The 25,743-nt window shown below is 65.3% G+C and carries 20 protein-coding genes; 11 read left to right on the top strand and 9 right to left on the bottom strand.

From position 1 onward, the window contains the following. Positions 1-110: 110 nt before the first annotated feature. Complete coding sequence (locus tag SB764_RS04805; RefSeq protein ID WP_410862798.1) at positions 111-1,739, bottom strand: Na/Pi cotransporter family protein; 1,629 nt, start codon at positions 1,737-1,739, stop codon at positions 111-113. Positions 1,740-1,877: 138 nt separating this feature from the next. Here SB764_RS04805 and SB764_RS04810 point away from each other — a divergent pair, with 138 nt between their 5' ends. Beyond that, on the top strand, positions 1,878-2,930 hold the full coding sequence (locus SB764_RS04810) for an alcohol dehydrogenase (RefSeq protein ID WP_183713891.1): 1,053 nt from the start codon (positions 1,878-1,880) through the stop codon (positions 2,928-2,930). 98 nt (positions 2,931-3,028) lie between these two features. Here the strand turns inward: SB764_RS04810 and SB764_RS04815 are convergent, their stop codons facing one another. Continuing rightward, a complete protein-coding gene (locus tag SB764_RS04815; protein ID WP_065060634.1) occupies positions 3,029-4,033 on the bottom strand; it encodes an aldo/keto reductase in 1,005 nt (334 codons plus the stop codon). 315 nt (positions 4,034-4,348) lie between these two features. Between SB764_RS04815 and SB764_RS04820 the strand changes: the two genes are divergently transcribed. Then, complete coding sequence (locus SB764_RS04820) at positions 4,349-6,505, top strand: tetratricopeptide repeat protein (protein WP_321865820.1); 2,157 nt, start codon at positions 4,349-4,351, stop codon at positions 6,503-6,505. A gap of 44 nt (positions 6,506-6,549) precedes the next feature. Here the strand turns inward: SB764_RS04820 and SB764_RS04825 are convergent, their stop codons facing one another. Further along, positions 6,550-6,768 carry a hypothetical protein gene (locus SB764_RS04825; RefSeq protein ID WP_065060632.1) on the bottom strand — a complete coding sequence of 73 codons (219 nt, stop codon included), beginning with the start codon at positions 6,766-6,768 and terminating at the stop codon, positions 6,550-6,552. Positions 6,769-7,228: 460 nt separating this feature from the next. On the opposite strand from SB764_RS04825, the gene SB764_RS04830 reads away from it, so the two are divergent. The 6 genes from SB764_RS04830 (at position 7,229) to SB764_RS04855 (ending at position 16,183) form a co-directional block, all read left to right on the top strand. Next, complete coding sequence (locus SB764_RS04830) at positions 7,229-7,558, top strand: DUF1330 domain-containing protein (RefSeq protein ID WP_065060631.1); 330 nt, start codon at positions 7,229-7,231, stop codon at positions 7,556-7,558. Positions 7,559-7,831: 273 nt separating this feature from the next. After that, a complete protein-coding gene (locus SB764_RS04835; RefSeq protein WP_065060630.1) occupies positions 7,832-8,980 on the top strand; it encodes a porin in 1,149 nt (382 codons plus the stop codon). Positions 8,981-9,302: 322 nt separating this feature from the next. Continuing rightward, complete coding sequence (locus tag SB764_RS04840) at positions 9,303-9,713, top strand: hypothetical protein (RefSeq protein WP_181440957.1); 411 nt, start codon at positions 9,303-9,305, stop codon at positions 9,711-9,713. 59 nt (positions 9,714-9,772) lie between these two features. Further along, the gene (locus tag SB764_RS04845) at positions 9,773-11,911 is read left to right on the top strand and encodes a phosphocholine-specific phospholipase C (protein ID WP_322007164.1); all 2,139 of its coding nucleotides are present in this window, start codon (positions 9,773-9,775) and stop codon (positions 11,909-11,911) included. 392 nt (positions 11,912-12,303) lie between these two features. Further along, positions 12,304-14,493 carry a TonB-dependent siderophore receptor gene (locus tag SB764_RS04850; RefSeq protein WP_410862802.1) on the top strand — a complete coding sequence of 730 codons (2,190 nt, stop codon included), beginning with the start codon at positions 12,304-12,306 and terminating at the stop codon, positions 14,491-14,493. A 247-nt stretch (positions 14,494-14,740) separates the two neighbouring features. Further along, on the top strand, positions 14,741-16,183 hold the full coding sequence (locus SB764_RS04855) for an NAD-dependent succinate-semialdehyde dehydrogenase (RefSeq protein WP_321855337.1): 1,443 nt from the start codon (positions 14,741-14,743) through the stop codon (positions 16,181-16,183). Positions 16,184-16,242: 59 nt separating this feature from the next. On the opposite strand, the gene SB764_RS04860 is transcribed toward SB764_RS04855, so the two are convergent. Next, complete coding sequence (locus tag SB764_RS04860) at positions 16,243-16,647, bottom strand: GFA family protein (RefSeq protein WP_065060625.1); 405 nt, start codon at positions 16,645-16,647, stop codon at positions 16,243-16,245. 192 nt (positions 16,648-16,839) lie between these two features. On the opposite strand from SB764_RS04860, the gene SB764_RS04865 reads away from it, so the two are divergent. Together SB764_RS04865 and SB764_RS04870 are read left to right on the top strand one after the other, a co-directional pair. Further along, a complete protein-coding gene (locus tag SB764_RS04865; RefSeq protein WP_410862804.1) occupies positions 16,840-17,901 on the top strand; it encodes a catalase family peroxidase in 1,062 nt (353 codons plus the stop codon). After that, positions 17,898-18,440, top strand: a complete 543-nt coding sequence (locus tag SB764_RS04870; RefSeq protein WP_183039124.1) for a cytochrome b — start codon at positions 17,898-17,900, stop codon at positions 18,438-18,440. Before SB764_RS04865 ends, SB764_RS04870 begins: the two co-directional genes overlap by 4 nt. A 38-nt stretch (positions 18,441-18,478) precedes the next feature. On the opposite strand, the gene kdgT is transcribed toward SB764_RS04870, so the two are convergent. From kdgT to SB764_RS04890, 4 genes are all read right to left on the bottom strand, one after another. Beyond that, positions 18,479-19,495 carry a 2-keto-3-deoxygluconate transporter gene (gene kdgT, locus SB764_RS04875; RefSeq protein ID WP_065060622.1) on the bottom strand — a complete coding sequence of 339 codons (1,017 nt, stop codon included), beginning with the start codon at positions 19,493-19,495 and terminating at the stop codon, positions 18,479-18,481. A gap of 226 nt (positions 19,496-19,721) precedes the next feature. Further along, positions 19,722-21,215, bottom strand: coding sequence for an efflux transporter outer membrane subunit (locus tag SB764_RS04880; protein WP_124260519.1), 1,494 nt, complete (start codon positions 21,213-21,215; stop codon positions 19,722-19,724). Positions 21,216-21,233: 18 nt separating this feature from the next. Continuing rightward, positions 21,234-22,913 carry an MDR family MFS transporter gene (locus SB764_RS04885; protein ID WP_110326884.1) on the bottom strand — a complete coding sequence of 560 codons (1,680 nt, stop codon included), beginning with the start codon at positions 22,911-22,913 and terminating at the stop codon, positions 21,234-21,236. After that, entirely contained in the window at positions 22,843-24,042 is a 1,200-nt protein-coding gene (locus SB764_RS04890) for an HlyD family secretion protein (RefSeq protein WP_410862807.1), read from the bottom strand. Before SB764_RS04890 ends, SB764_RS04885 begins: the two co-directional genes overlap by 71 nt. Positions 24,043-24,144: 102 nt before the next feature. Here SB764_RS04890 and SB764_RS04895 point away from each other — a divergent pair, with 102 nt between their 5' ends. Then, positions 24,145-24,912 (top strand): CerR family C-terminal domain-containing protein, encoded by a 768-nt coding sequence (locus SB764_RS04895; RefSeq protein ID WP_065065359.1) that lies wholly within the window; start codon positions 24,145-24,147, stop codon positions 24,910-24,912. A gap of 150 nt (positions 24,913-25,062) precedes the next feature. Here SB764_RS04895 and SB764_RS04900 read toward each other — a convergent pair whose 3' ends face one another. Beyond that, positions 25,063-25,743, bottom strand: a complete 681-nt coding sequence (locus SB764_RS04900) for a Fe2+-dependent dioxygenase (RefSeq protein ID WP_065065360.1) — start codon at positions 25,741-25,743, stop codon at positions 25,063-25,065.

The following is a 25,743-nucleotide window of genomic DNA, read 5'->3' on the forward strand; positions in this document are numbered from 1 at the left end:
CGTTTGTCGTTAGCCATGCAATCAATCGCCTGCGATCCGGGCCTTTTTTAAGGCACTTTCGAATTGGTCCGACAAGGTTTCGATGAGCTTTTCGCGTGCCTGGATCGGCTTCAATCCGCGAAAGAAAGCGCGCGCGAATGCGCCTTCGCGACCTGTTGCAACGCGCGCCGCAACGCACTGTGACGGCGCAACAACTCTTCCATCAGCGCAATCGACACCGTGCCCGCCGCACCCTCGCCGAGCAGTTGCGCCTTGAGCGCGCCATACGCGCCCTCCATCGCCTGCGAGAGATTTTCGATCAGCGCGCTGTCCTCGCCGGGCGATCGCAGACGACTTTCGTTCTCCCGACTGGCGTGATCGACGGCCTCGATCGCATCGAGCAACGCGAGCGAGCGGCGCTCGAACTGCGCGTAACTCGCGGCGACGCCCGCATCGGGCAGCACGTTCGCGAGCGCCGCGGCCTGCATGGCCTGCTCCGCCGCGCTTTCGTGATAACGCAGCTCGCGCAGCGACTCAGCAAGCACCGCCGCCGTGGCCGGCACCATCTCCTGGCGATTCATTCGCTGTACGAACTTCTGCGCCGCGTTGAACAGCCGCGTGGTCGCGCTCTGCTCATGCGCCAGCGCGTGAGCGTCGGCGCCCGCGAGCGTCATGCGCACCATGCGTCGCACGATCGCGCCGATGCGCCTGACTTCGAGGCGCAGCGCGTCGGCGGCGAGTTCGGGCACCACGGCCACGGTGTCGTCGAGAAATTGCGGCGCGCCCTCGTCGCCCTCGCGCGCGCGAAAACGGCTCTGCAGCCAGCGCGTGAGCCGCCCCGCCAACGGCACCATGATGACGAGACCCAGCACGTTGAACGCCGTGTGAAAGAGCGCGAGCGCGATGGCAGGATCGTGCGGCAGATGCAGCCAGTCGCCCACGCGCACGATGAAGCCGATCATCCACGGCAGCAGCGCGGTGGCGACGAGCCCCGTCACCACGTTGAAGATCACCTGCGCGACCGCCGCGCGCCGCGCGTTGGGCGTCGCGCCCACGGCCGCCAGCAGCGCCGTGGCCGTGGTGCCGATGTTCGCGCCGATGATCACGGCCGCGCCGCCCTGCGTGCTCAGCATGCCGCCTTGCGCGGCGGCGAGCGTGATGGTCATGGTCGCCGACGACGACTGCACGAGCAACGTGATGACAAGGCCCGCGAACACCTGCATCAGCACTTCGACGAGCCCTTCGCCCTGCGGCAACCGGTACTGCGCGACGAGGCCGGTGAACGCGCCCTGCAACGTGGCGATGCCGATGAACAGAATGCCGAAGCCCGCCAGCGCATCGCCGAGCGCGCCGCGCCGCTGCCCCACGCCCGTCAGCCGCAGCGCGATGCCGATGCCGACGAGCGGCAGCGCGAGCGCGTCGATCTTCATCTTCAGGCCGAGCAGCGAGACGATCCAGCCGGTGGTCGTCATGCCGAGATTGGCGCCGAACAGCACCCAGAGCGCGCCGCCGAGATCGAGCAGGCCCGCGTTCACGAAGCCGATCACCGCGACCGTCACCGCGCTCGACGACTGCACCAGCGCCGTGACCAGCACGCCCGACGCGAGGCCCGCCGCGGGCGTGCGCGTCGCGCGGCTCAGGATCACTTCGAGCGCGGGCCCGGCCGCGAGCTTCAGGCCGTTGGTCATCATCGTGATGCCGAGCAGAAACAGGCCGATGCCGCCGATCAGCACGCCCAGCGATTCGACGAGGCCGCTCATGCGCACGCCACGCCTGCATTCCGGTTATCGCCCTATAAAAACGAACGACCGGACGAATTTATCCGCAATCCGTTATGATGCAGAGGATTCGACATCGCCCGCCTGCTTGACACAACACACACGGAGACATCGATGCAGATGCGTTGTTATTGCGTGACCGGTCACGGTCAACCGCTCGAACTCGTCCAGCGCGACACGCCGCAACCCAAAGGCACGGAAGTGCTCGTGCGCGTGAAAGCCGCCGGTCTGTGCCATTCCGACCTGCATATCTGGGAGGGCTACTACGACCTCGGCGGCGGCAAGAAGCTGTCGCTCGCCGATCGCGGCATCAAGCTGCCGCTCACGCTCAGCCATGAAATCTGCGGCGAAATCGTCGCGGCGGGCCCCGATGCCGGCGACGTGAAGACCGGCATGGTGGCCGTGGTGCATCCGTGGATCGGCTGCGGCGTCTGCGCGGCCTGCCAGCGCGGCGAGGAAAATATCTGCACGAAGCCGCAATCGCTTGGCGTGATGCGCGACGGCGGTTTCGCCGACTACGTGATCGTGCCGCATCCGCGCTATCTGGTCGATCTCGGCGGCCTCGATCCCGTGAAGGCCGCGCCGCTCGCCTGCGCGGGCGTGACCACGTATTCGGCGGTGAAGAAGTTCGGCGAGCGCATTCACGACGACGCGGTCGTGATCATCGGCGCGGGCGGCCTCGGCATGATGGCGATCGAGGTGCTCAAGGCGCTCGGCGCGAAAGGCGCGATCGTCGTCGACGTGGACGCCGCCAAGCGCGACGCCGCGCTGAAAGCGGGCGCGCTGGCCGCCATCGACGCACGCGCGCCCGACGCCGCGCAGCAGATCATCGAAGCCACGGGCGGCGGCGCGCGCGCCGTGCTCGATCTCGTCGGCGCGACGCCCACGGTGAAGCTCGCGCTCGATTCGTGCGCACGCGGCGGGCATGTGGTGGTGGTCGGCCTGATGGGCGGCGACATCACGCTCTCGCTACCGATCATTCCGATGCGCCCGCTCAAGATCGAAGGCAGCTATGTGGGCACGCTGCCCGAATTGCGCGAACTCGTCATGCTCATGCGCGACGGCAAGATGCAGCCGTCGGCGGTGTCGCCGCGTCCGCTCGGCGAAGTGAACGACGCACTCCAGGCGCTCGCGCACGGCAAGGTGGTGGGCCGTCAGGTGCTGGTGCCTTAGACGGTGTATTAAGGCGTCTGCATTTCGATCGACGATAAAAAAGGCGAGCGCAACACGCTCGCCTTTTTCACACCCCGTCAATTACTTCGGATGCCTGATCAACGCGCCGCGTCGCCCATGCGGTACTCGTGGCTCGCTTCGTCGAGCTGCTGTTTGAGCGCGGGATCGAGCACGAGATCGGCGGCGGCAATCGACGCATCCAGTTGCTCGGGCCGGCTCGCGCCGATCAGCGCCGACGTCACCTGCGGATTCGCCAGCACCCACGCGACGGACGCCGTCGTGAGCGACTGGCCGCCCTGCTCCACGATCGCGCGCAGCTTCTCGATGCTCGCGAACTCGCGCTCGTGCCAGTAGCGGTCCTGATACATCGAACCGGCCACGCCCACGCTCTGCGTGAAGCGGCCTTCGGACGGCGCACTGCCCTGCTGGTACTTGCCGGTCAGCAGGCCGCCCGCCAGCGGGTTATACGGAATCACCGCGAGCCCTTCTTCGTTCGCGAGCGGCAGCAGTTCGCGCTCGATCTGGCGGAACAGCAGGTTGTAGCGCGGCTGCACCGACACGAAGCGCGCGCAGCGCAGGAAATCGGCGCGGCCGAGCGCGCGCGCGAGGCGATACGCCAGAAAATTCGACACGCCGATATAGCGCGCCTTGCCCGAGCGCACGATCGTGTCGAGCGCTTCGATCGTTTCGTCGAGTGGCGTGTTCGCGTCGTCGGAGTGGAGCTGGTAGAGATCGACGTAATCGGTGCCGAGGCGGCGCAGCGAGGCGTCGATGGCATCGAGCAGATGCTTGCGCGACGCGCCCTGATCCCACGGCGACGGCCCGACCTTGCCGACCGCCTTGGTCGCGAGGATGAAGCGCTCGCGGCGTCCCTTCTCCGCGTTGAGCCAGCGCCCGACGATCTCCTCAGTGCGGCCCGCGCGCGATTCGCCGCCGCCCAGCGGGTAGACGTCGGCAGTGTCGATGAAATTGATGCCCGCGTCGGCGGCCTTGTCGAGAATGCGGCGGGACACGTCCTCTTCGGTCTGCAAACCGAAGGTCATGGTCCCGAGGCAAAGACGCGAAACGGTGAGGCCGGTCTGGCCGAAACGGCGGTATTGCATCGATGTCTCCTGTGGAAGCGGCGCGCAAGCGGCAAACGTCAGCGGACGACCCGCCGCGCGCGATCCCGAAGAGCATAGCGCGGCTTTGCAGCGGGCGCTGAAGACGCCCTCGACGCCTTACGAACCTGCAAGCGACCTTGCCGGATTTTTCCATTCCTTCCCGGGCTTTCGCAGGGATTCGGCGCGCACGCGGGCCGTAACCGCCGTGAAGGTCCGATCGCCCGAAAAACCGCAGTCTGTGCGCTCTTATCGCGACGTTGCGCAGGCCGCAGATGGCTTAAGCTCATACGGTCCTTTATTTCGCCCAGCACCACCGTGACCACGACGACGACCGCCGCGCCTCTTCGCCCCGATTGCCTGCAAGAGGCAAGCGCCCTGTGCGCGCAAGGCCGTTTCGCGGATGCCTATGCCGTGATCGGGCCCTTCGTCGGCACGCAGCCGTGCGCCGACGACGCCGCGCGCGTCGACGTGCTCAATTTCGCCGCACTCTGCGCGATGGGATCGGGCCAGGCCAACGCCGCCGAAGCGCTGTGGCAGCGCTGTATCGACGCGCAGCCGCAACACGTCGAGGCCTACAACGGGCTCGCCGCGATGCTCACGGCGCTCGGCAAGCTGCCCGCCGCGGAAGCGGTCTGGCGCAAGCTGCTCGCCCTGACGCCCGCGCACGCCGACGCCTGGAGCAATCTCGGCACCGTGCTGCATCGGCTCGGACGCCAGCAGGAAGCCGAAGCGGCCTACCGCGCGGCGCTCGCGCACAACCCCGCGCACGCCGACGCGCATTACAACCTCGGCCTCGCGCTGCACACGACGGGACGTCTCGACGAAGCCGAAGCGGCCTATCGCGCGGCGGTGGCGGCCAATCCGCAAGGCGCGCGCGCGCATAACAATCTCGGCAATCTGCTGCGCGAGTGCGGACGTCTCGCCGATGCCGAAGAAGCGTTTCGCCAGGCGCTGCTCGTGCAACCGCAGTATCCCGAGGCGCTCAACAACTACGGCGCGCTGCTCAAGACGCTCGGCCGGCTCGGCGAAGCGGAAATGGTCTGCCGCCGCGCGGTGCAGATTCGTCCCGATTACGTCGAGGCGGTCATCAACCTCGGCTGCGTGCTCGTCGACCTCAAGCGTCTGCCCGACGCCGAACAACTGTTCCGGCAAGCGCTCGCGCTACGCCCCGATCACGCGGAGGCGCATTACAACCTCGGCGTCGTGCTGCGGCAGCTCGAACGCTATCCCGAAGCCGAAACCGCCTATCGCCAGGCGCTGCGCCTCGCGCCGACGCATACGGAAACGCTCAACAATCTCGGCGGCGTGCTCGTCGCGCTCGACCGGCTGCAGGAAGCGCTCGCGATCTTCCAGGAAGCGCTCGTCTGCAATCCCGACTTCGCGCTCACGCATTTCAATCTCGGCAGCACGCACAAGGAACTCGGCGCGCTCGACGAAGCGGAAGCGGCTTATCGCCGCGCGTTCGAACTGAATCCCGCGTATGGCGACGCGCAGTTCCGCCTCGCCACGCTGCTCATCGCGATGGGACGTTACGAAGAAGGCTGGCGCCTCTACGAACGACGCTACGACAACACGGGTTTCGTGCACTATCACTCGCGCGACATGCTCGACTGCCTGCACTGGCAAGGCGAGCCGATCGCGGGCAAGGCGCTGCTGCTGTGGCAGGAAGACGGACTCGGCGACATGCTGCAGTTCGCGCGTTACGCGCGGCTGCTGAAGGCGCAAGGCGCGGCGCACGTGACGTTCGCGTGCGTGCACACGCTGCATCGCGTGCTCGCGGGCGTGGAAGGCGTCGACATGGTGATCGATCATCCCGAGGCCGTTTCGCGCGCGTCGCAATTCGACTACTGGGTCAGCCCGCTGAGCTTGCCGATGCATCTGGGCACGACGCTGGAGACCACGCCTGCACCCACGCATTTCCCGCCCGACGCGGCGCTCCTAGAACACTGGGCCGCGCGCCTCGACACGCTGGCGCCGGGCACGCGCGTGGGTCTCGTGTGGCGCGGCAACCCGAAACATCACAACGATCATCATCGCTCGATCCCGTCGCTGGCCGCGCTCGCGCCGCTCTGGCGCGTGCCGGGTCTGCGCTTCGTGAGCCTGCAAAAAGGCGCGGGCGAAGACGAAGCGCTGCGCGCGCCGCTGCATCAGCCGATTCTGCCGCTGGGCAGCGAAGTCACGGATTTCGTCGATACGGCCGCGATCATCGCGCAGCTCGATCTCGTGATCTGCGTGGATACGTCGACGGCGCATCTGGCCGCCTCGCTCGGCAAGCCGTGCTGGATCATGCTGCCGCGTCGCGACCTGGACTGGCGCTGGTTGTACGAGCGCGAGGATTCGCCGTGGTATCCGCAGAACGTGCGGCTGTTCCGGCAAGGCAATTACGAAACGTGGGGCGCGGTCATCGAGCGCGTGCGCGAGGCGTGCGCGTTGGCGTTCGCCGGTCAGGTCGAAGAAGAAGCGGTGAAATAAACGATCAAAGCGACCCGATCGCAAAGCGCGGACGACGGTCCGCGCTAGTCCCAGAAATTACGGAACGCGACGGCGACGATCACCGGCACGCACATCACGAGCGGGATCGCGAAGTACGGAATTTCCATATCGACGATCCAGCTGCGGATCAGCCAGCCCACGCCGATCGCCAGCGTGAGCACGCCGACGAGCGCGGTCAGCGTATTGAGCAGCCAGGTCGGCGGGCGCTTGCGCCTGGGTTCCTGCGCGGAAGACGGTTTCATCGGGCTTGGGAGTTCGGAGCGTCCCGACTGGACGCCGATTAGCTTATTTTACTCTCGATGGATCGCCGCAACGGAAGCGGCAAGCGATGCGCGGGAAAGCGGGCATTACAGGCGTAATGCGCGGACGCAATAAGCGCATGCGATGTTCGAAGAACACCCGCGCAAAACCAGCGCACCAAAAGAAAAAGCCCACCTAAGTTGGCGGGCTGAATCCATATCAGGAGGAGACATGGAGGAGACGGCTCAACTATAGGGTTTTCCCCTAAACTTTGCAAGCGTTTTTTTGGGCATTTCAATAATTTTCTGCCGATTCAGCTTTCGTTTAATTCAGACGTTATTTAACGTTATTGTCACAGGCTTGCATTACCTGCCACGTAATCGCCACGCCGCCGCGCGCGCCCTATCCTCGCTTGCATCGCTTCACTGAATGCACCACTGAGCACACACCGCGAGGATCGCCATGACCGCTTACGCCATTGCCCATCTGCACCGCTGCGAAGCTTGCGCGGAGATCGTCGAGTATCTGGAGAAGATCGACGCCACGCTCGCACCGTTCGGCGGCCGGTTCCTCATTCACGGCGGACGCGTCGAGCGGCTCGAAGGCGCATTCAAGGGCGACCTCATCATGATCGAATTCGACGATCGCGAGCGTGCCCGCGCCTGGTATCGTTCGCCGGCTTATCAGGCGATCCTGCCGTTGCGCACGCAACACGCGAGCGGCGACGTGCTGCTGATCGATCAGGTCGCGCAGCCGCATCGCGCCACCGATGTGCTGGCGAAACGCGGATAACCACGCATAGCCTGCATCACGCGCCGCGCCGCATGAATTCCACTTGTTGTGCAAATGCGACTCAATGGACCGCGCAATCAGTCATATCGGCGTGTCATGCGCGGCGCAAGTATTGACGGTGCATGACTTGCGCCGATTTATTTCAATTTTTTGAAACTATTCTTCCAGATTACGGAATAGTCCTTGCGGACTGCCCGTCACCTTTCATCCAAGGTCGCTTCCTATACTCGCTCCCGTCTCAACCCGGCGTTTCTACAGGACTGGAGTCCCACAGTGAAAAAAATCTCTATCGCCGCCGCGTGCGTTACCGCATTCGCCGCAGCGTCCGCCCACGCTCAAAGCTCGGTTACCCTTTACGGCCTCGTCGATGCCGGCATCGCCTACACGAACAATGTCGGCGGCAGCGGCCGCGTGGCGCTCGCGAGCGGCAACATCAGCGGCAGCCGCTTCGGCCTCAAGGGCGCCGAAGATCTCGGCGGCGGTCTGAAGGCGATCTTCCTGCTCGAAAACGGTTTCAGCGTCAACAACGGCCAGCTCGGCCAGAACAGCCGCCTGTTCGGTCGCCAGGCGTATGTCGGCCTGAGCAGCAACACGTTCGGTACGCTCACGATGGGTCGCCAGTACGACGACGTCGTCGACTTCGTTGCGCCGCTCTCGGCCACGGCCGGCACGTTCGGCGACTCGGGCTTCGCGCATCCGTACGACAACGACAATCTCCAGCACAGCGTCCGCTTCAACAACTCGGTCAAGTACACGAGCCTGAACTACGGCGGCTTCAAGTTCGGCGGCATGTACGCGTTCAGCAACAACACGGACTTCGCCGTCAGCCGCGCATACAGCGCCGCCGCCAGCTACACGTTCGGTTCGTTGACGGCCGCCGCGGGCTACCTGCAGACCAACGGTTCGGGCGCGAAGACGGTGTCGGGCACGACCAGCGCGTTCACGAATACCGCCGGCGCGGTCGATCAGGCCGAAGTCAAGGGCAGCCTGACGTCCGACGTGCAGCGCACCGTGGCCGCCGGCCTGAACTACGGCTTCGGCCCGGCCGTCGTGGGCTTCGTCTACTCGCACAGCCAGTATCAAGGCACCAGCGCATTCGGCCTGAGCAACGGCTCGGTGCGCTTCGACAACTACGAAGTCAACGGCATGTACAACTTCACGCCCGCCTTCAAGGCCGGTCTGTCGTATGCGTACACCGATGCGCATCTGAGCGGCGCAACCTCGTATGGCGCCGATCCGAAGTGGAACCAGGTGAACGCGATCGCGCGTTACTCGCTGTCCAAGCGCACCGAACTGTACGCCGAAGCGATGTTCCAGCACGCCACGGGCAACAAGAACGTCGCGGTGATGTACAACGCGGGCGGCTCGTCGTCGACGGGCAATCAGGTCATGGGCGCGGTCGGCATGCTGACGCGCTTCTAAAGCGCGCCGATTCGCGCAATCTGATTCGCGCAAGCCGTTTCGCGCGAATCGGCGATACGAAAAGCCCGTCTCCGGACGGGCTTTTTTTCGTCCTGCGTTTTGCATCCGGTGCAATTAAACCCTTCGAAAGTATCGAGAAAGTTTTGTCGGCGATTAGAAAGAATTAACTCGCACGGCACGCATCTTTTACGCATTCCGCATTCGATCAATCCCGTTTGCAAAAGAAAAATCATCGCGCGCAAACGTTTTCACCCGTTTCACAATTCTTTCTTCTCCTTACCGGAAACTGTGCGCCGATCCATTCACGGGAGTGCAAGCGCACATGACTCGACGCTCTCTCGCCGTCACGCCGGCGACCGCGATTTCCGTTGTGCTCGCAACCATGGCGCTCGCTGCCTGCGGGCCGGGCGATAACGCGTCGTCATCGGCGCCGCAGCAAAGTGCGCCGAATCTCACCGCAAATGCCGCGGATACCGCCGCATACGCCAACGCCGGGAATGCAGGCAATGCCACCAACGCCGCCAGCGACACGCTCGCCGCCGCGCCCGCCGTTTATGCGAGCGATCCCGTGCAAAGCGTGCAAGCGAGTCTCGCGGCGGACAGCGAGCAGATCGCGCCCGTCATGAGCTACGCGCCCGGCGACGAGCCGCCCCAAACGAACAGCGCCATCAACGCCGACGCCAACTCCAGCACCGGCAACGAATCCCGCAGCACCGTAACGACGAGCCAGTAATACACCGTTGTGTGCCTATGCACACTTAATTCCATCCGCAAGCAGAAAGGTGAACAACAATGACGTCAACCAGCCGTCGCCGTTTCCTGCAAACCGTCGCTTCATCGGGCGCAGCCGCCGCCGCGATGACCGTGCTTCCCGAATCGATCCGTAACGCGCTCGCGATTCCCGCGTTCTCGCGCACGGGTTCGATCCGCGACGTCGAGCACATCGTCGTGTTCATGCAGGAGAACCGCTCGTTCGACCACTACTTCGGCCATCTGCGCGGCGTGCGCGGCTATAACGACCGCCTGCCGATTCCGCTGCCGGGCGGCCTGCCGGTCTGGTATCAGCCGTCGAAGGAAGACGCCACGAAGCCGGTGCTGCCGTTCCACCTCGACACGCAGACCACCAGCGCGCAATGCGTGGGCGACCTCGATCACTCGTGGTACCCGACGCAATACGCGATCAACAACGGTCGGCACAATCAGTGGCCGCAGTACAAGACCGACATGACGATGGGCTATTACATGCGCGCGGACATTCCGTTCCACTACGCGCTGGCCGATGCGTTCACCGTCTGCGACAACTACTTCTGCTCGCTGCCCGGCCCGACGCACCCGAACCGTTCCTATCTGATGACCGGCATGGTCGATCCCACCGGCACGATGGGCGGCCCGCTGCTCGACAACAACGATTACGTGGATGGCGACGTGCCGCCCGCGTATCAACTGCTCTCGTGGACGACCTATCCCGAGCGCCTGCAGGCCGCCGGCGTTTCGTGGCAGATCTATCAGCAAGGCACGAACGGCAGCGATCCGCTGAACGGCAACTACGGCACCAACATCCTGCAGAACTTCGCGAACTTCATCAACGCGCAGCCGGGCTCGGCGCTCTATCAGCGCGCGCAGACCGCGCGCACGATCGCCGATCTCAAGCAGGACGTGCTGGCGAACAAGTTGCCGCAAGTGTCGTGGCTGCTGCCGCCCGCCGCGTTCTCGGAGCATCCGAAATACACGCCCGCCTACGGCGCGGAATACACCTCGCAGATTCTCGACGCGCTGACCTCGAATCCCGAAGTGTGGAGCAAGACCGTCCTCTTTATCATGTACGACGAGAACGACGGCTTCTTCGATCACGTCGTGCCGCCGCAGCCGCCCACGACGTCGTCGCAGGGCAAGTCGACGGTCAGCGTCGAAGGCGAAATCCATAACGTCGTCAATCCGGCGCGCGGCGGCTCGTACACCGCCGACGGCCTGCCCTACGGCCTCGGACCGCGCGTGCCGATGACCATCGTCTCGCCGTGGAGCAAGGGCGGCTTCGTCTGCTCGCAGGTGTTCGATCACACTTCGGTCATTCGCTTCATCGAAGAACGCTTTGGCGTGCAGGAGCCGAACATCACGGCATGGCGTCGCGCGGTTTGCGGCGACCTCACCACGGCGTTCGATTTCCGCACGCCCGATGCATCGATGCCCGCGCTGCCCGACACCAGCAATTACATGTCGATGGCCGACAACCAGTGCTCGGCCAACGCCGCGCCCACGGTGCCCGCCACGCCCGGCCCGATCGATGCGCAGGAACCCGGCGTGCGTTACGCGCGCGCGCTGCCCTACGAGTTGCACGTGAACGCACACGTTGATCCGACGAAGAACGCGCTCTCGATCACGTTCGCGAACAAGGGCCGCCAGGGCGCGCACTTCTATGTGTACGGCACGAACCGCACGGACGGTCCGTGGCGCTACACGGTGGAAGCGGGCAAGTCGATCGACGACACCTGGGATCTGGGCTCGACCGACGGCGTCTACGGGTTCGAAGTTCACGGTCCGAACGGCTTCGTGCGCCGCTTCTCGGGCACGGTCGCGGCCACGCAGACGTCGCAACAGGGCAAGCACGGCGGCACGCCGCAACCCGAAGTCACGGCGCAATACGACGTGGCCAACGGCAACCTGTTCCTCAAGTTCACGAACACGGGCGGCGGCCTCGCGCGCCTCACGGTCACCGACAACGCCTACGGCGCGCGCGAGCGCCTGATCGTGGTCCCCGCGGGCGCGCGCATCGAAGAACCGTGGGTGCTGGCGTCGAGCCATCACTGGTACGACCTCACGGTCACGAATCGCGACGACACCAGCTTCGCGCGCCGCTACGCCGGTCACGTCGAAACCGGCAAGCCGAGCATCAGCGACCCGGCCGCCGTCGCGCCGATCACGCAGATCAGCTAAACCCCGCCTCGCAGCGGGCCTTCACCCGCCCGCTTCTCTTCTCTGCCCCGCTCTCCTCGCACGGCGCCTTCGGGCGCCGTGTGCTTTGGTGCGTCCGCGCCGCCATCGATCCCGCATTGCGCGCCGCCGTCATGTGCACAAAAGCGCAGCCCAGGCAAGCCGCTCCCGCCCAATTCAACACCTTTCAGACACCTTTATGCATTTTGTTGTAGATGCGAATCATTTCCATTACGATCTGGCCGATTCTTTCACTGCACTTTCATCGCACTTGCATGCGATGACACGCGTACACCGTCCAACCGGGGGCGCCCGGTCATCCGACTCATCAGAATAATATGAAGAATACTGCTGCCGCGCGCCGATCCGGCCCTGCCTTCGCGTCCCGCCCCGTCATGGGCGCCCGCACTTCGCTGAGCGCCGCGCTGCTCGTCAGCGCGGGCGTGACGCTCTCCACGCTGTCGACGGCCGGCTGGGCCCAGGCGATCGCGCAAACGGAGACACAACCGGCAACCCAAAGCGATAACACCGGCGACGCGGCAACTAACGCCGCCGACGGCAAGGCGCTGCCCACCGTCAAGGTGAACGCCGCGCGCGACAGCGAAACGGCCTCGCCCAAGCGCGTGACGGCCGGCGCGCTCGGCAATCGCCGCCAGGTGGACACGCCGTTCTCCACCGATGTGGTGACGACGGAACGCGGCAAGGATCTGCTCGCCAACACGGCCAACGATCTCTTCAAATACGATCCGGCGGTGACCGTCGTCGGCGACAACGCGACCGGCGAAAATTCCGCCTTCGCGATTCGCGGCCTCGCGGTCGACATGCTCAACGGCGTGAAAGTCGATGGCCAGAATTTCCCTTCCTGGGACACCGAACTATCGCTCGAACAGTTCGAGCAGGTGGAAGTGCTCAAGGGTCTCTCGGGCTTCATGTACGGCTTCAGCACGCCCGGCGGCATCGTCAATTACGTGCTCAAGCGCCCCACCGACGACCCGTACCGCAGCTTCTCGATCGGCTATCAATCGGCGGGCGTGTTCAGCGAAAAGATCGATCTGGGCGGGCGTTTCGGCAACGACAAGCGCTTCGGTTATCGCCTGAATCTCGTCAACGAAGACGGCAACACCGCCGAAGCGAACGGCCACGTGCGCCGCCAGGTGGCGTCGCTCGCGCTCGACTTGCGCATCACGCCCGATCTCACCTGGACCGCCGACGCGTTCTACCAGAAGCGCAAGACCAACGGCACGCTGTTCGGCATCTACGTGGGCGGCGGCCTCGGCATTCCCGACGCGGGCAAGGTCACGCGCGATCTCACGCAGCCGCAGAACTTCTACGAGACCGAGATCGCTTCGTTCGGCACGGGCCTCGACTATCGCATTTCCGACACGTGGCGCGCGAGCCTGAAATACCGCTTCGCGAAGGAAAACCGCACCAACTCGGACAGCCTGCTGTACGTCTACAACGCGGCGGGCGATTATCAGAACACGCTGTATGCGGCGTTGACGCGCTACTTCTATCAGAACGTCGACGCGATGGTGCAAGGCAAGTTCAACACGGGACCGTTCAAGCACGACGTGGTGATCGGCGCGAGCTACCAGACCCAGCAAAGCGAATACGACGACAGCGAAGGCTGGAACGATGGCTATAGCCTCGGCACCGGCAATCTGTACCAGAGCACGCTGCTCACGAACGACGCCGTGCATATCGGCGAAAATCTGTTCCGCCACGAACGCACCACGCAGACCGCGCTCTACGCGAGCGACACGGTGCAGATCACGCCGCGTCTTTCGGCGCTGCTCGGCCTGCGTTATACGCAGTTCCGCGACCGCGTCTATAACGTCGATCAGTCGGTGCAGGCCGATTACAGCGCGAACCCTGTCACGCCCACCGGCGCGCTGATGTTCAAGCTCGATCCCGACACCACGGTCTACGCGAGCTACGTGGAAGCGCTGCAGCAAGGCGGCGCGTCGAGCAACACGAACGTGAACTATCCGCAGACCTTCGGGCCGCTCAAGAGCAAGCAATACGAAGTGGGCCTCAAGGCCGATCATCGCAACTGGGGCGCGAATCTCGCGCTGTTCCGCATCGATCAGGGTTACGAGTACACCAACTCGGCGAACGTGTTTACGCAGAGCGGCACGAAGCGTTATCAGGGCATCGACGCGAGCGGCTGGCTGCAGCTCGCCGCCGACTGGCGTCTGATGGGCGGCGTGATGTGGCTGAACGCGAAGGCCGTCGATGTCGACGATGCAAGCGTGGACGGCAAGCGCATCTACGGCGCGCCGCGCTTCACGGTCACGGGCCGCGTGGAATACAACCCGTCGTATCTGCGCGCGCTGACGGTCGCGTTCGGCGGCAAGTATGTCGGCAACATGGCGGTCGATGCGGCCAACACGCAGTTCGTGCCGGCGTACACCACGTGGGACCTGAGCGCGAAATACGAAACCCAGGTCGCGGGCAAGGACGTGACGCTGCGCGCGGGCGTGAACAATCTGTTCAACCGCCGCTACTGGACCGCCGCGTGGGGCTATTACGTGATGCCGTCGGCCACACGCACCTTCGTTGCGAACGCCACGCTCGAATTCTGATGCGGGACGTATAAACGCGCGCCGGCGCAATGCGCTTCAGCCCCTGAAACACGGGGCTATCCACAAGGCCCTTCGCATTTGCCGAAGGGCTTTGTGCTTTTGTGCCACATGACGGCACTCCGGAGGCCGCCTGCAAGCCTTGCGAAGCGGTGGCACAATGAGCGGTCTCGCGGCCCACGCGACGCGCGTTGCCGAGCGCGTCGCCGGCTCCTCTCACCGTTGCATCGTTGCAAAGGATCGCCCCATCATGAGTTCCAGCGTGAAGCCCTATCCGGATACCCAGATCTACGTCGACGGCGCGTGGCGCGCCGGCGCAAAGACGATCGCCGTGATCGACCCGGCCACCGAAGCGGAAATCGGCCGCCTGAGCCTCGCGAGCGAGCAGGACCTTTCGGACGCAGCCGACGCCTCGGCGCGCGCGTTCAACGCATGGCGCAAGGTCTCGCCGCTCGAGCGCAGCAAGCTCATGCGCCGCGCCGCCGACCTGCTGCGCGAACGCGCAGGCGACATCGCCGCGATCATGACGCGCGAACAAGGCAAGCCGCTCGGCGAAGCCAAGGCTGAAACGCTCGCGGGCGCCGACGTGATCGACTGGTTCGCCGAAGAAGGCCGCCGCACTTATGGCCGCGTGGTGCCCTCGCGCACCGACGCCGTCCGCCAGATCGTCACGCGCGAACCGGTTGGCCCGGTCGCCTGCTTCACGCCCTGGAATTTCCCGCTCAATCAAGCCGTGCGCAAGGTTTCGGCCGCGCTCGCTTCGGGTTGTACCGTCGTGCTCAAGGGACCGGAAGAAACGCCGGCCAGCTGCGCGGCGCTCGTGCAGGTGTTCATCGACGCGGGTCTGCCGCAAGGCGCGCTGAATCTGGTGTTCGGCGTGCCCTCGGAAGTGTCGTCGTATCTGATCGCGCATCCGGCGATCCGCAAGATCTCGTTCACGGGCTCGACGCCGGTCGGCAAGCTGCTGGCCTCGAAGGCCGGCGAGCACATGAAGCGCGCGACGATGGAACTCGGCGGCCACGCCCCCGCCATCGTGTTCGCCGACGCCGACGTGCCGCGCGCCGCCAAGCTGCTCGCGGGCGCGAAGATCCGCAACGCGGGTCAGGTCTGCATTTCGCCCACGCGCTTCATGGTGGAAGACGCCGCATACGATGAGTTCGTCGAGCACTTCGTGGCCGCCATCAAGACCGTGAAGGTCGGCAACGGCCTGCAGGAAGGCGTGCAAATGGGCCCGCTCGCCAACGACCGCCGCCTCGCCGCCATGGAGCGACTCGTGGCCGACGCGCGCGAACACGGCGCGAAGGTGCTCACGGGCGGCGAACGCGTGGGCCGCGAAGGCTACTTCTTCGCGCCGACCGTGCTGACCGACGTGCCGCTCTCCGCGCGCATCATGAACGAAGAGCCGTTCGGCCCGCTCGCGCCGATCACGCGCTTCTCGCGTTACGAAGACGCGATCGCCGAAGCGAATCGTCTGCCGTATGGTCTCGCCGCGTATGCGTACACGCGTTCGGCCGCCACCTCGGCGGCGCTCTCCGAAGACGTGGAAACCGGCATGCTGTCGATCAATCACCACGGCCTCGCGCTGCCCGAAGTGCCGTTCGGCGGCGTGAAGGATTCGGGCTACGGTTCGGAAGGCGGTACGGAAGCGATGGAAGCGTATCTGGTCACGAAGTTCGTCACCGAACATCGTTGATCGAGCGAAACGCCGCGGCGCTGTCAATGCGCCGCGGCGTTTTTTTTTTGGCTGGTTATTCAGGATTCCGTAGAACTTCGCGGATGGCGCGGAAGGCCGTCCGCCAGCTTCACCCACGCAAGCTGCTGCGACACCCACGAGTGCCGCTCGGGCGGCGCGGCATCGGGCTGATCGAGCGTGCCGGTCGCTACGTCGATCTCGTCTGCGAAGGCGGCGCTGTGGTAGGTGATCGGCGTGCCGCAGTCGGCGCAAAAGCCGCGCTCGACGTTGGGGCTCGACGCGTAGCGCTTCAGATTGCCCGCCGTCACGCGAAACGCCGTGCGCGCCACGCTCAGCCACGCCACGAAGGGCGCGCCCGAAGCACGGCGGCAATCCACGCAATGGCACGCCGTGTTGCCGATCGCCTCGCCCGCGATCTCGTAGCGGATCTTCCCGCATAGACACCCGCCCGTCAGCTTCAGCATCGTTCGCTCCTGTTGGTTTCGTTCGCCTGACACCGGCGCCGCTCGATCGCCGCAAAAAAACCCGCAAAAAAACTTCTGCATCGGGTGGAATAGACCGCGTGCCCGCCGTGTTGACGCCAGTAACAGCCCTTATTGGCCATCGACAGGACCGATCATGCCTCATCGTACCTCCACGCGGCGCAGGAGCGCGCCATGAGCCAGAACCCCATCTGCATGCCGTGCCGGCTCGCGGCCATCGCGGCGGTTGTCGTCGGCGCCGCCGGCGCGTTCGCCTGGACCGCCGGCTGGCTCACGCCCAAACGCGTGAACGCGCCGCACATCATCAACACCTTCGAGTCGAATTACGGCGTGCATGCGGGCTTCCGGCGCAATCACGCCAAGGGCCTCTGCCTCGAAGGCGAGTTCGAAAGCAACGGCAACGGCGCACGCGTTTCGCGCGCGGCCGTGTTCGCGCCGGGCGAGACGCCGGTGATCGGCCGCTTCGCCATTCCGGGCAGCAATCCGTCCGCGCCCGACGCCAGCACGCCGGTACGCAGCATGGCGCTGCTGTTCCAGTTGAAGGACGGCGAGCAATGGCGCACCGGCATGAATTCGACGCCGGTTTTCGTCGTTCGGACACCGAAGCAGTTTTATCAGCAACTGGTGGCCTCGAAACCCGACCCGGCTACCGGCAAGCCCGATCCCGCGAAACTCAACGCGTTTTTTGACGCGAATCCGGAAACGCTGCCGTTCCGGCAATGGTTGAAGTCGCATCCGCCTTCGTCGAGTTTCGCCAACACCGGCTTCTACGGCATCAACGCGTTCCTCGCCACGGATGCCGAGGACAACACGCGCCCGATCCGCTGGCAGACCGTGCCCGAGATCGCCTACGCGCCGCAAAGCGCCGCGCAGAAGAACGATCCGGATTTTCTCGCCGACGATCTCGAAGCACGCCTCGCGCAAGGCCCGCTGCTCTGGCGTCTCGTGCTGACGGTCGGCCAGCCCGGCGACCCGACCAACGACGCCACGCAGCAATGGCCCGCCGACCGCGAGCAGATCGACGCGGGCACGCTGGTGCTGCGCCGCGCGACGCCGCAGCGCGAAGGCGCTTGCCGCGACGTGAACTACGACCCGACGATTCTGCCCGACGGCCTGAAACCGTCCGACGATCCGCTGCTCGCGGCACGCTCGGCCGCCTATGCCGTTTCGTTCAACCGCCGCACGCGCGAAGAAGCCGCGCAATCGCACGAACCGCACGGAGACACTCAGCCATGAAAACCGGCACCCATTTCAGCGGCCTCGCGCGGCTGATTCACTGGTCGATGGCCGTGTTGATCATCGCGATGCTGTTCGTGGGCGTCGGCATGGTCGCGACCGTTTCGCGCCTGCACGAGACGCTGATCGCGCTGCATCGGCCGCTCGGCATCGCGCTGCTGCTGCTCGTGATCGTGCGCGTGGCCGTGCGCCTCTCGCGCGGCGCGCCCGCCCTGCCCGCCGATATTCCCGCGTGGCAGCGCGGCGCGGCGCACGCCTCGCATCTCGTGCTGTATGCGTTGATGATCGCGATGCCGCTGATCGGCTGGTCGATGTTGTCGGCGGGCGGCTATCCGGTCGTGCTCGCAAGCGGCGTGCAGTTGCCGCCGATCGTGCCGCACAACGTCACGCTCTATGCGTGGTTGCGCGCGGCGCATACGTGGCTCGCGTTCGCGCTGTTCGCGACGGTGTTGATGCATCTCGCGGCCGCGCTATTCCATGCGCTGATCCGCCGCGACGGCGTGCTCGCGAGCATGGCGCGCGGCGCCGCACGAAACTGACGCGACGCGCGCGGATCAGGCGGAATTCAAGGCGCGAATCAAACGTGCACGTCCTGGCTCGCAACCGGCTGCACGGGCGGCCCCATGAACTCTTCGCGCAAAGCCTCGCGCGCGCTTTTCCTGCGCACCCACAGCGCCGTGAGGATCGGCACGAGGATCGCCGTGACGAGGCACGACGTGGCGACCATCGCTGTGGCGGCCGGCACGAGCGGCTTGAAGCGCGGAATCATCTCGCCGATGATCGCGGGGTTCGCCACCGCCGCGCCCGCCGTCGACGACGCCGCGAGTCCCGCCGCGCCATTGCCGCCCGCGAGCAGACGATCCGCGAGAATCAGCGGAATGCCGGTCACGACGATCACGCCGAGCCCCAGCATCACGCCCGCGAACCCGCTGTTGACGATCACGCCAAGGTCGATGCCGTTGCCGAGCGCGAAGCCGAAAAACGGAATCAGCGGATGCACGCAGCGTCCGAACAGATCGCGCAGATCGTGATCGAGATTGCCGAGCACGAAGCCGACGAGAAACGGCAGCACCGCGCCCGCGAACAGACGCGGCTCGAAGAAGGCCACGCCCGTCGCGCCCAGAATGAGCATGCTGACGAGCGGCCCCGATTCGATCGACATCAGCACGAACGCGCCCGCCTCTTCCTTTGTGCCGTATTGCTGCATGACGGCGGCGTAGAGGCCGCCGTTGGTCATGTCCATCGAGGTGGTGATGGCGAGCACCGAAAGCCCCGCGAACAGGCCGGCCTTGACGCCGTCGGCGGGCAGATAGCGCGCCGCGACCAGCGTGGCAATCCACGCAACCGCGGTTTTCGTCGCGAGCAAGGTGCCGGATTTGCGCAGCACCGCGCCGGTCGCGCGCAGATCGATGGTCGCGCCCATGCAGAAGAACCAGACCGCGAGGATCGGCACGGTCCCGGCGATCAGCCCGTTGGTAAACGAACCGAAGTACTTGCCCGCGCCGGGCGCGAACGTGTGCACGCAGGCGCCGAGCAGCAAGGGCACCAGCATCAGGCCGCCAGGCACGCGGTCGATGGCCTTCTTCAGCTTCATGCCTCCTCCTGGATGTCTCATCCACGCCGGATCGGCACGCACGCGCATGGCGTCCGGGTTCTAGTCGCGACTCCCTGACGAAAAAATATAGCAGCCTGAAAGGCGAGCGAATTCGATTTTTAATCGTTGCCCGCTCATCGTTTACCCCGCAAATTGAGGGTGATTTCCCACTATCTGGGGTTTGATGTGGCGTGGATATTTTCGCGGCGCGAGCGCGCCGCCCGGTTCAGCTTTTGAGCGGACTTTGCGAAGCGCTGCGCCAGCCCAGACCCAGACTCTTCTGCAAGGAGACGAAGTCCTTGAGCAACTGCGCCTGCGCGGACACCACGTCCTGTTGCGCTGCAAACTCGGCGCGCTGCGTATCGAGCAGATCGACGAGGCTCGACGCACCCGCACGATAACGCTGACGCATCAGCGTGGCCGAGCGTTCCGCCGACGCCTGCACTTTCTGCAGCGTCACCACGTGCTCGCGCTGATAGCCATAGCGCGAGAGCGCGCCATTGGCGTCCTGCAACGCGGCGAGCACCGTTTTTTCGTAACGCGCTTCGGCTTCGTCGCGCGAGGCTTCTGCGCCACGCACGGCACCGGCCGTGCGGCCGAAATCAAACAGATTCCATTGCAGATACGGCGCGCCCACCCAGCTGAAATTGCGCTTGCGCATCAGATGGCCCGGATCGGCGGCGGTGAAGCCAAGGTCGCCGAACAGCGTGAGCTTCGGAAAATAGTCGGCCACGTGCTGGCCAATCTGCGCATTGCTCGACGCAAGCCTGCGCTCGGCAGCGCGAATGTCGGGGCGCTGCGCGAGCACGGTTGCGGGATCGCTGACCGTGACGGTGGCGGGCAACGTCGGCAACGGGCTCGGCGCGGCCAGTTCCGCGTCGAGCGCGCCGGGCGCCTTGCCCGTGAGCACCGCGAGCTGATCGAGCGACATCTCCACTTGCGCGGCGAGCGGCGCAAGCGTCGAGCGCGTGTTTTCGACCTGCGTGGTCAGACGCTCGACGTCCACCTCGGCGGCCGTGCCGCCCGCTCGGCGCTGCTCGGTCAGCGTAAGCGACTGCTGCTGAATCTCCGCCGTGCGCTGCGCAAGCGCGAAACGCTGCTGCTCGTCGCGCAGATCGATATAGGCCTGCGCCACTTCGGCCGCGAGCGACACCTGCGTGTCGGCGAGATCGGCGGATACGGCGTCGGCTTCGTCGGTGGCCGCTTCCACCGCGCGGCGCGTGCCGCCGAACAGGTCGATTTCCCACGACGCGTCGAAGCCCGCCGTATAGAACTGCAGCGGCCCGCGTCCCGAACCCGAACTCCCCGACGACTGCGAGAGCGTACTGAGATCGGGCTCGCGCATGCGCGGCGCGGCGACCGCGGCCGACACCTTCGGCAACTCGGCCGCGCGCTGTTGCTGCAGTTGCGCACGCGATTCGCGCAGCCGCGCCTGCGCGACGCGCACATCGGGATTGTGTTCGAGCGCCGCCGCGATCAGCGCGTTCAGATGCGGATCGTCGAGCGCGGTCCACCAGTCGCTCGGCGCGCGCGCCGTCGTCACGCCCTGCGCGGGCGTACGCACGAAGTTCGCGGCGCTCGCGGCTTCGGGCGCGACCGCGGGCGCGCCGTGATAGTCGGGGCCCACGGTGCAGGCCGACAGCACGCATGCACCGGCGAGCAGCGTGAGGCGCGTGAAGGGCTTTGCCCGAGGAAAGCGGTAAGAACGAATGGCCGTCATGAGTCGAATATTGAAGCGTCAGTGGCCGGCGGACGGCGGCTTCGCGCCGGGCTGCGGTTTCTTGAGCATGAGCGCGAGCGGCACACACGCCGCGAGCGCAATACCGAGCACCCAGAATGTTTCGGAGTACGTCATCACCATCGATTGCTGCTGGATCTGCGAAGCGATCTGGGCAAGCGAGATCATCTTCGAATAGGCCATGTCGCCGTTCTGCGCAAACCAGCTGGCCGCGCCGTTCGCGAGTCGCTCCTGACCGATCAGCGAATTCGCGCTGATCGACTCGCGCAACATGGCCGTGTGGAAGGTCTCGCGGCGATCGATCAGCGTGCCGATGATCGCGAGCCCCACCGAGCCGCCGAGATTGCGCGCCATGTTGTAGAGACCCGCCGCATCGCCGGAATCCTCGCGCGCGACCGCCGCCATCGAGGCCTGATTCAGCGGCATCATCGCGAGCATCTGCGCCACGCCGCGAATCAGCTGCGACCACACGAAATCGTGGCCCACGCTCTGCGCGGTCAGCGAAATATCGAGCATGCAGCTCAGCGTGAACAGCAGCAGGCCGCTCACCACCAGCACGCGGAAATCGACCTTCGAGAGCAGACGCGGCAGAATCGGCATCACGAGGAAGGCCGGCAGCCCGGACAGCAGCATGATCGCGCCCGATTGCTCCGCGTTGTATCCAGCGACGAGGCTCAAAAACTGCGGCAGCAGATACGAAATGCCATAGAGGCCCGCGCCCACCGCCGACACGATGACGATCACGCTCGCGTAGCGCGGATTGCGCATGAGCGAGAGCCGCAAGATGGGCTTCTTCGCGACGAACTGCGAGATCGCGATCAGCACCATGCCCGCGAGCGACACGCAGCTCAGCGTGACGATCATGCTCGATTCGAACCAGCGCTCGCGTTGACCCTCTTCGAGCACGACCGTGAGCGTGCTCAGGCCGACCGCGAGACCGACGATGCCCAGCCAGTCGGCCTTGAAAAAAGCCTCCCAGTGCGGACGATCGGCGGGCAGGCCCACGATCAGCAGCGTGATCAGCGCGATACACACGGGCAGGTTGATGAAGAAGCACCAGCTCCAGCTGATGTTCTCCGCGAGCCAACCGCCCACCACGGGCCCGAGCAACGGCCCGAGCAGCACGATGAGCCCGAACACCGTCATGCCCACAGGTAGCTGCGAAAGCGGCAGCCGCGTGCGGATGATGGTCTGCGCCGTGGGGATCATCGCGCCGCCGGTGAAGCCCTGGCCGATGCGGCCCGCGATCATCACGGCGAGCGTGCTCGACCAGCCGCACATCATCGAGAAGCCGATAAAGAGCGCGGCATTCGCCAGCAGAAAGTTTCGGAGTCCGAACACACGCGTGAGCCACGCGGCGAGCGGAATCATCACGATCTCGGACATCAGATAGCCCGTGGAAATCCACGTGCCTTCGGTGCCGGTCGCGCCGATTTCGCCCTGGATCTGCGGCAGCGCCGAGTTCGTGATGGAGATGTCGAGCGTGGCCATCAACGCGCCCAGCGCGCCGGCGGCCACCGCGATCCAGTCGGCGACGCCCGCGCGCTGCTCGCCGTGCGGCTGCGGCGCGGCGGGTGCTTGCGCAGCGTTGGGTGGGACGTTGGGCACGTCAGCCACGATGGTTCTCTGCGTCGATGCGGCGATCGTCGTCGCGCGCCGAACGCGTATCGACGTCGACATTCACGGACATGCCGGGCAGCAGCACCGAGCGCGTTTCCGGCCCGACGTCGAGACGAATGCGCACCGGCACGCGCTGCACGATCTTCGTGAAGTTGCCGGTGGCGTTTTCCGGCGGCAGCAGCGCGAACTGCGCGCCCGTGCCCGGCGCAAAGCTGTCGACCACGCCATGCAGCGTGTGACCCGACAAGGCGTCGACGCGCATTTCCACGGGTTGCCCCACGCGCATGCGGCCGATCTGCGTTTCCTTGAAGTTCGCCGTGAGATGGGTCTGCTGGACCGGCACCACGGTCAGCATGCGCGTGCCCGGCTGCACGTACTGGCCCACGCGCACGGTGCGATCGCCGACGCGGCCGGACAGCGCCGCCTTCACGACGGTGTTGTCGAGATCGAGCTGCGATTGCGCCGCGCTCGCGCGCGCCGCTTCGAGCTGGGCGCGCGCCTGCGCGAGTTGCGCCGTGAGCGCGGCAATCTGCGAACGCGCCGCCTCGACCGACGCCGAATCCGCCGCCAGCGTCGCCTGTGCCTGATCGCGCGTGCTCTTGAGTTCGGTGAGACGCTCGACCGTTTCCGCGCCCGTGGCCGCCAGCGGCGCGTAACGCGCGACTTCGTCCTGCGCGTGCCGCAAGCTCACGCGCGCCACGTCCTGCTGCGCCTGGGTCTGCGCGATGTTCGCGCGCTGCTGAACGAGTTGCGCCTCGGCGTGCTGAATGTCGGCCTGGCGCGCATCGACGGTGGCGTTGGCCTGATCGAGCGCGACCTGATACTGGCGCGCGTCGAGTTTCACCAGCGGATCGCCGGCCTTCACAGCCTGGTTGTCGGCGACGAAGACGTCGGTGATATAGCCGCTGACTTTCGGCGCGACGGTGACGCTGTCGGCCTGAAGATAGGCGTCGTCGGTGCTCTCGATGAAGCGGCCGACCAGCCACCAGTGACCGAGCCACGTCGCACCCGCGAGCAGCGCCACGATGCCGAGGCCGATCAGGACGATGCGCTTCTTGCCCGACTTGTTGCCGGTCTTGCTGTCGGTCTTGTTGTCGGTCTTGTTGTCGGCGGTTTGAATATCGCGCTTATCGGGCGAATGGGTGTCGCTCGACGCATCTCGTCCGGGCGCACCTGCGGTCGTTGACATGTTCTTATCAGTCTCAATTTATTCCAGTTGGCAAAATTATTCCATCCGGAAAAATTGTGTCAAGTGATATATTTCGAGAAATCCGATCGCTACCCGAATCACATGAACGACACGAAACCGCTACGGCGTCCCAAAGCGGGCGGCTACGCGCGCGGCGACGAAACGCGCCGCAAGATTATCGAAGCGGCCATCAGCCTGTTTGGCAAGCACGGTTTCGAAGGCGCCTCCACCCGGGATATCGCCGCGCGCGCGGGCGTCAATGCGCCGGCCCTGCAGTACTACTTTGAGAGTAAGGAAGGGCTGTACTGCGCGTGCGCCGAATCGCTCGCCGACGAGTCATGGCAATCCTTCGAGCCCGCCGTGCTGCGCGCACGCGCCGTGCTCGAACGCAACGGCGACACCGCCGAGCTGATCGACGCGTTTCTCGACATTCAGCGCGCCGTCGCCGATCGCACCTTCGTCAAGCGCAGCGACCCCGACCAGCGGCTCTTTTTCGCGCGCGAGCAAGGCGGCGGCGAACCGGAATCGGGCTCCGAAGTCCTGCGCCAGCGCGTACGCGCGCCGCTCAACGAGGTGAACATCACGCTGCTCGCCCGCATCAGCGGCATGAGCGCTGACGATCCGCTCACCGTCATGCGGATGCTCAGCCTCTACGGCCAGTTTCTGCTGTTCTACATCGCGCGCCGCGTGACGCTGTCGACGCTGAAATGGGACGATATCGACGCCGAAAGAGCCGAGTTTCTGAAAGCGAATATCGCCGATCAAACCCGCGTGCTGCTCGAGCACTGGAGCCGCCAGGGCGGCACGGACGGCGAAAAGCGCGTCGCCGAGAAAACGGATTCGACGCCCGCGAAAACCGCCACGCGCTGAGCGATCGCGCTTCGCGTTTCCTCACGGAAACGCGAACGACGATGCGACGCGTATCGGAAACTCGCGTGCATGCGCGAGTTTTCCCGGTTTCCGATCCGACACAGCCAACGCGCTACGCGCGCCCGGCGCCCGGCGCTCAGCAATCCACAATCAGCAATCGGCCCACATGCGCAGCAGATTGTGATAACAGCCGGTGAGCTGCACGAGCGATTCGTCGCTGGCGTTCTGCATCGTGAGCCGCTGGATCGCGACGTCCATATCGAGCAGCAGCGCGCGCTGCGCGTCCTCGCGCACGAGGCTTTCGATCCAGAAGAACGACGCGATGCGCTCGCCGCGCGTGACCGGCTCGACTTTGTGCACGCTCGACCCCGGATACAGGATCATGTGCCCCGCGGGCAGCTTCACGCGCTGCTCGCCATAGGTGTCGCGAATCACGAGTTCGCCGCCATCGTAGCTCGCCGGATCGGCGAGAAACAACGTGGCGGACAGATCGGTTCGCACCCGCTCACGTGACGCGCGAATACCGCGCACTGCGTTATCGATATGGAATCCGAATGATTCTCCAATTCCATAACTGTTGAACAGCGGCGGATAAATACGCTTCGGCAGCGCCGCCGACATGAACACCGCATCCTTCGCGAGACGGTCGATAATCTCGTCGCCGATCTCGCGTGCGAGCGGATCGTCGCCACCGAGTTGGCGATTGTGTTTGACGCGCTGCGATTGCGCGCCCGCCGTCGCCTTGCCGTCGATCCATTGCGCCGCGCGCAACCGCTCGACCCGCACCTTCGATTCCTGCGGGCTGAATACGCCCGGAATTTCCACGATCAT

The organism is Paraburkholderia sp. SIMBA_027, from assembly GCF_046535315.1.
Taxonomy (GTDB): domain Bacteria; phylum Pseudomonadota; class Gammaproteobacteria; order Burkholderiales; family Burkholderiaceae; genus Paraburkholderia; species Paraburkholderia tropica.

Bases quoted from the DNA above. Each gene is read 5' to 3' on its own strand.
- kdgT (WP_065060622.1), bottom strand. From the start codon at position 19,495: ATGAAGCTGAAGAAGGCCATCGACCGCGTGCCTGGCGGCCTGATGCTG.
- SB764_RS04840 (WP_181440957.1), top strand. From the start codon at position 9,303: ATGACTCGACGCTCTCTCGCCGTCACGCCGGCGACCGCGATTTCCGTT.
- SB764_RS04895 (WP_065065359.1), top strand. From the start codon at position 24,145: ATGAACGACACGAAACCGCTACGGCGTCCCAAAGCGGGCGGCTACGCG.
- SB764_RS04855 (WP_321855337.1), top strand. From the start codon at position 14,741: ATGAGTTCCAGCGTGAAGCCCTATCCGGATACCCAGATCTACGTCGAC.
- SB764_RS04890 (WP_410862807.1), bottom strand. From the start codon at position 24,042: ATGTCAACGACCGCAGGTGCGCCCGGACGAGATGCGTCGAGCGACACC.
- SB764_RS04870 (WP_183039124.1), top strand. From the start codon at position 17,898: ATGAAAACCGGCACCCATTTCAGCGGCCTCGCGCGGCTGATTCACTGG.
- SB764_RS04885 (WP_110326884.1), bottom strand. From the start codon at position 22,913: ATGTCGACGTCGATACGCGTTCGGCGCGCGACGACGATCGCCGCATCG.
- SB764_RS04865 (WP_410862804.1), top strand. From the start codon at position 16,840: ATGAGCCAGAACCCCATCTGCATGCCGTGCCGGCTCGCGGCCATCGCG.
- SB764_RS04860 (WP_065060625.1), bottom strand. From the start codon at position 16,647: ATGCTGAAGCTGACGGGCGGGTGTCTATGCGGGAAGATCCGCTACGAG.
- SB764_RS04830 (WP_065060631.1), top strand. From the start codon at position 7,229: ATGACCGCTTACGCCATTGCCCATCTGCACCGCTGCGAAGCTTGCGCG.
- SB764_RS04805 (WP_410862798.1), bottom strand. From the start codon at position 1,739: ATGAGCGGCCTCGTCGAATCGCTGGGCGTGCTGATCGGCGGCATCGGC.
- SB764_RS04815 (WP_065060634.1), bottom strand. From the start codon at position 4,033: ATGCAATACCGCCGTTTCGGCCAGACCGGCCTCACCGTTTCGCGTCTT.
- SB764_RS04825 (WP_065060632.1), bottom strand. From the start codon at position 6,768: ATGAAACCGTCTTCCGCGCAGGAACCCAGGCGCAAGCGCCCGCCGACC.
- SB764_RS04810 (WP_183713891.1), top strand. From the start codon at position 1,878: ATGCGTTGTTATTGCGTGACCGGTCACGGTCAACCGCTCGAACTCGTC.
- SB764_RS04880 (WP_124260519.1), bottom strand. From the start codon at position 21,215: ATGACGGCCATTCGTTCTTACCGCTTTCCTCGGGCAAAGCCCTTCACG.
- SB764_RS04900 (WP_065065360.1), bottom strand. From the start codon at position 25,743: ATGATCGTGGAAATTCCGGGCGTATTCAGCCCGCAGGAATCGAAGGTG.
- SB764_RS04850 (WP_410862802.1), top strand. From the start codon at position 12,304: ATGGGCGCCCGCACTTCGCTGAGCGCCGCGCTGCTCGTCAGCGCGGGC.
- SB764_RS04845 (WP_322007164.1), top strand. From the start codon at position 9,773: ATGACGTCAACCAGCCGTCGCCGTTTCCTGCAAACCGTCGCTTCATCG.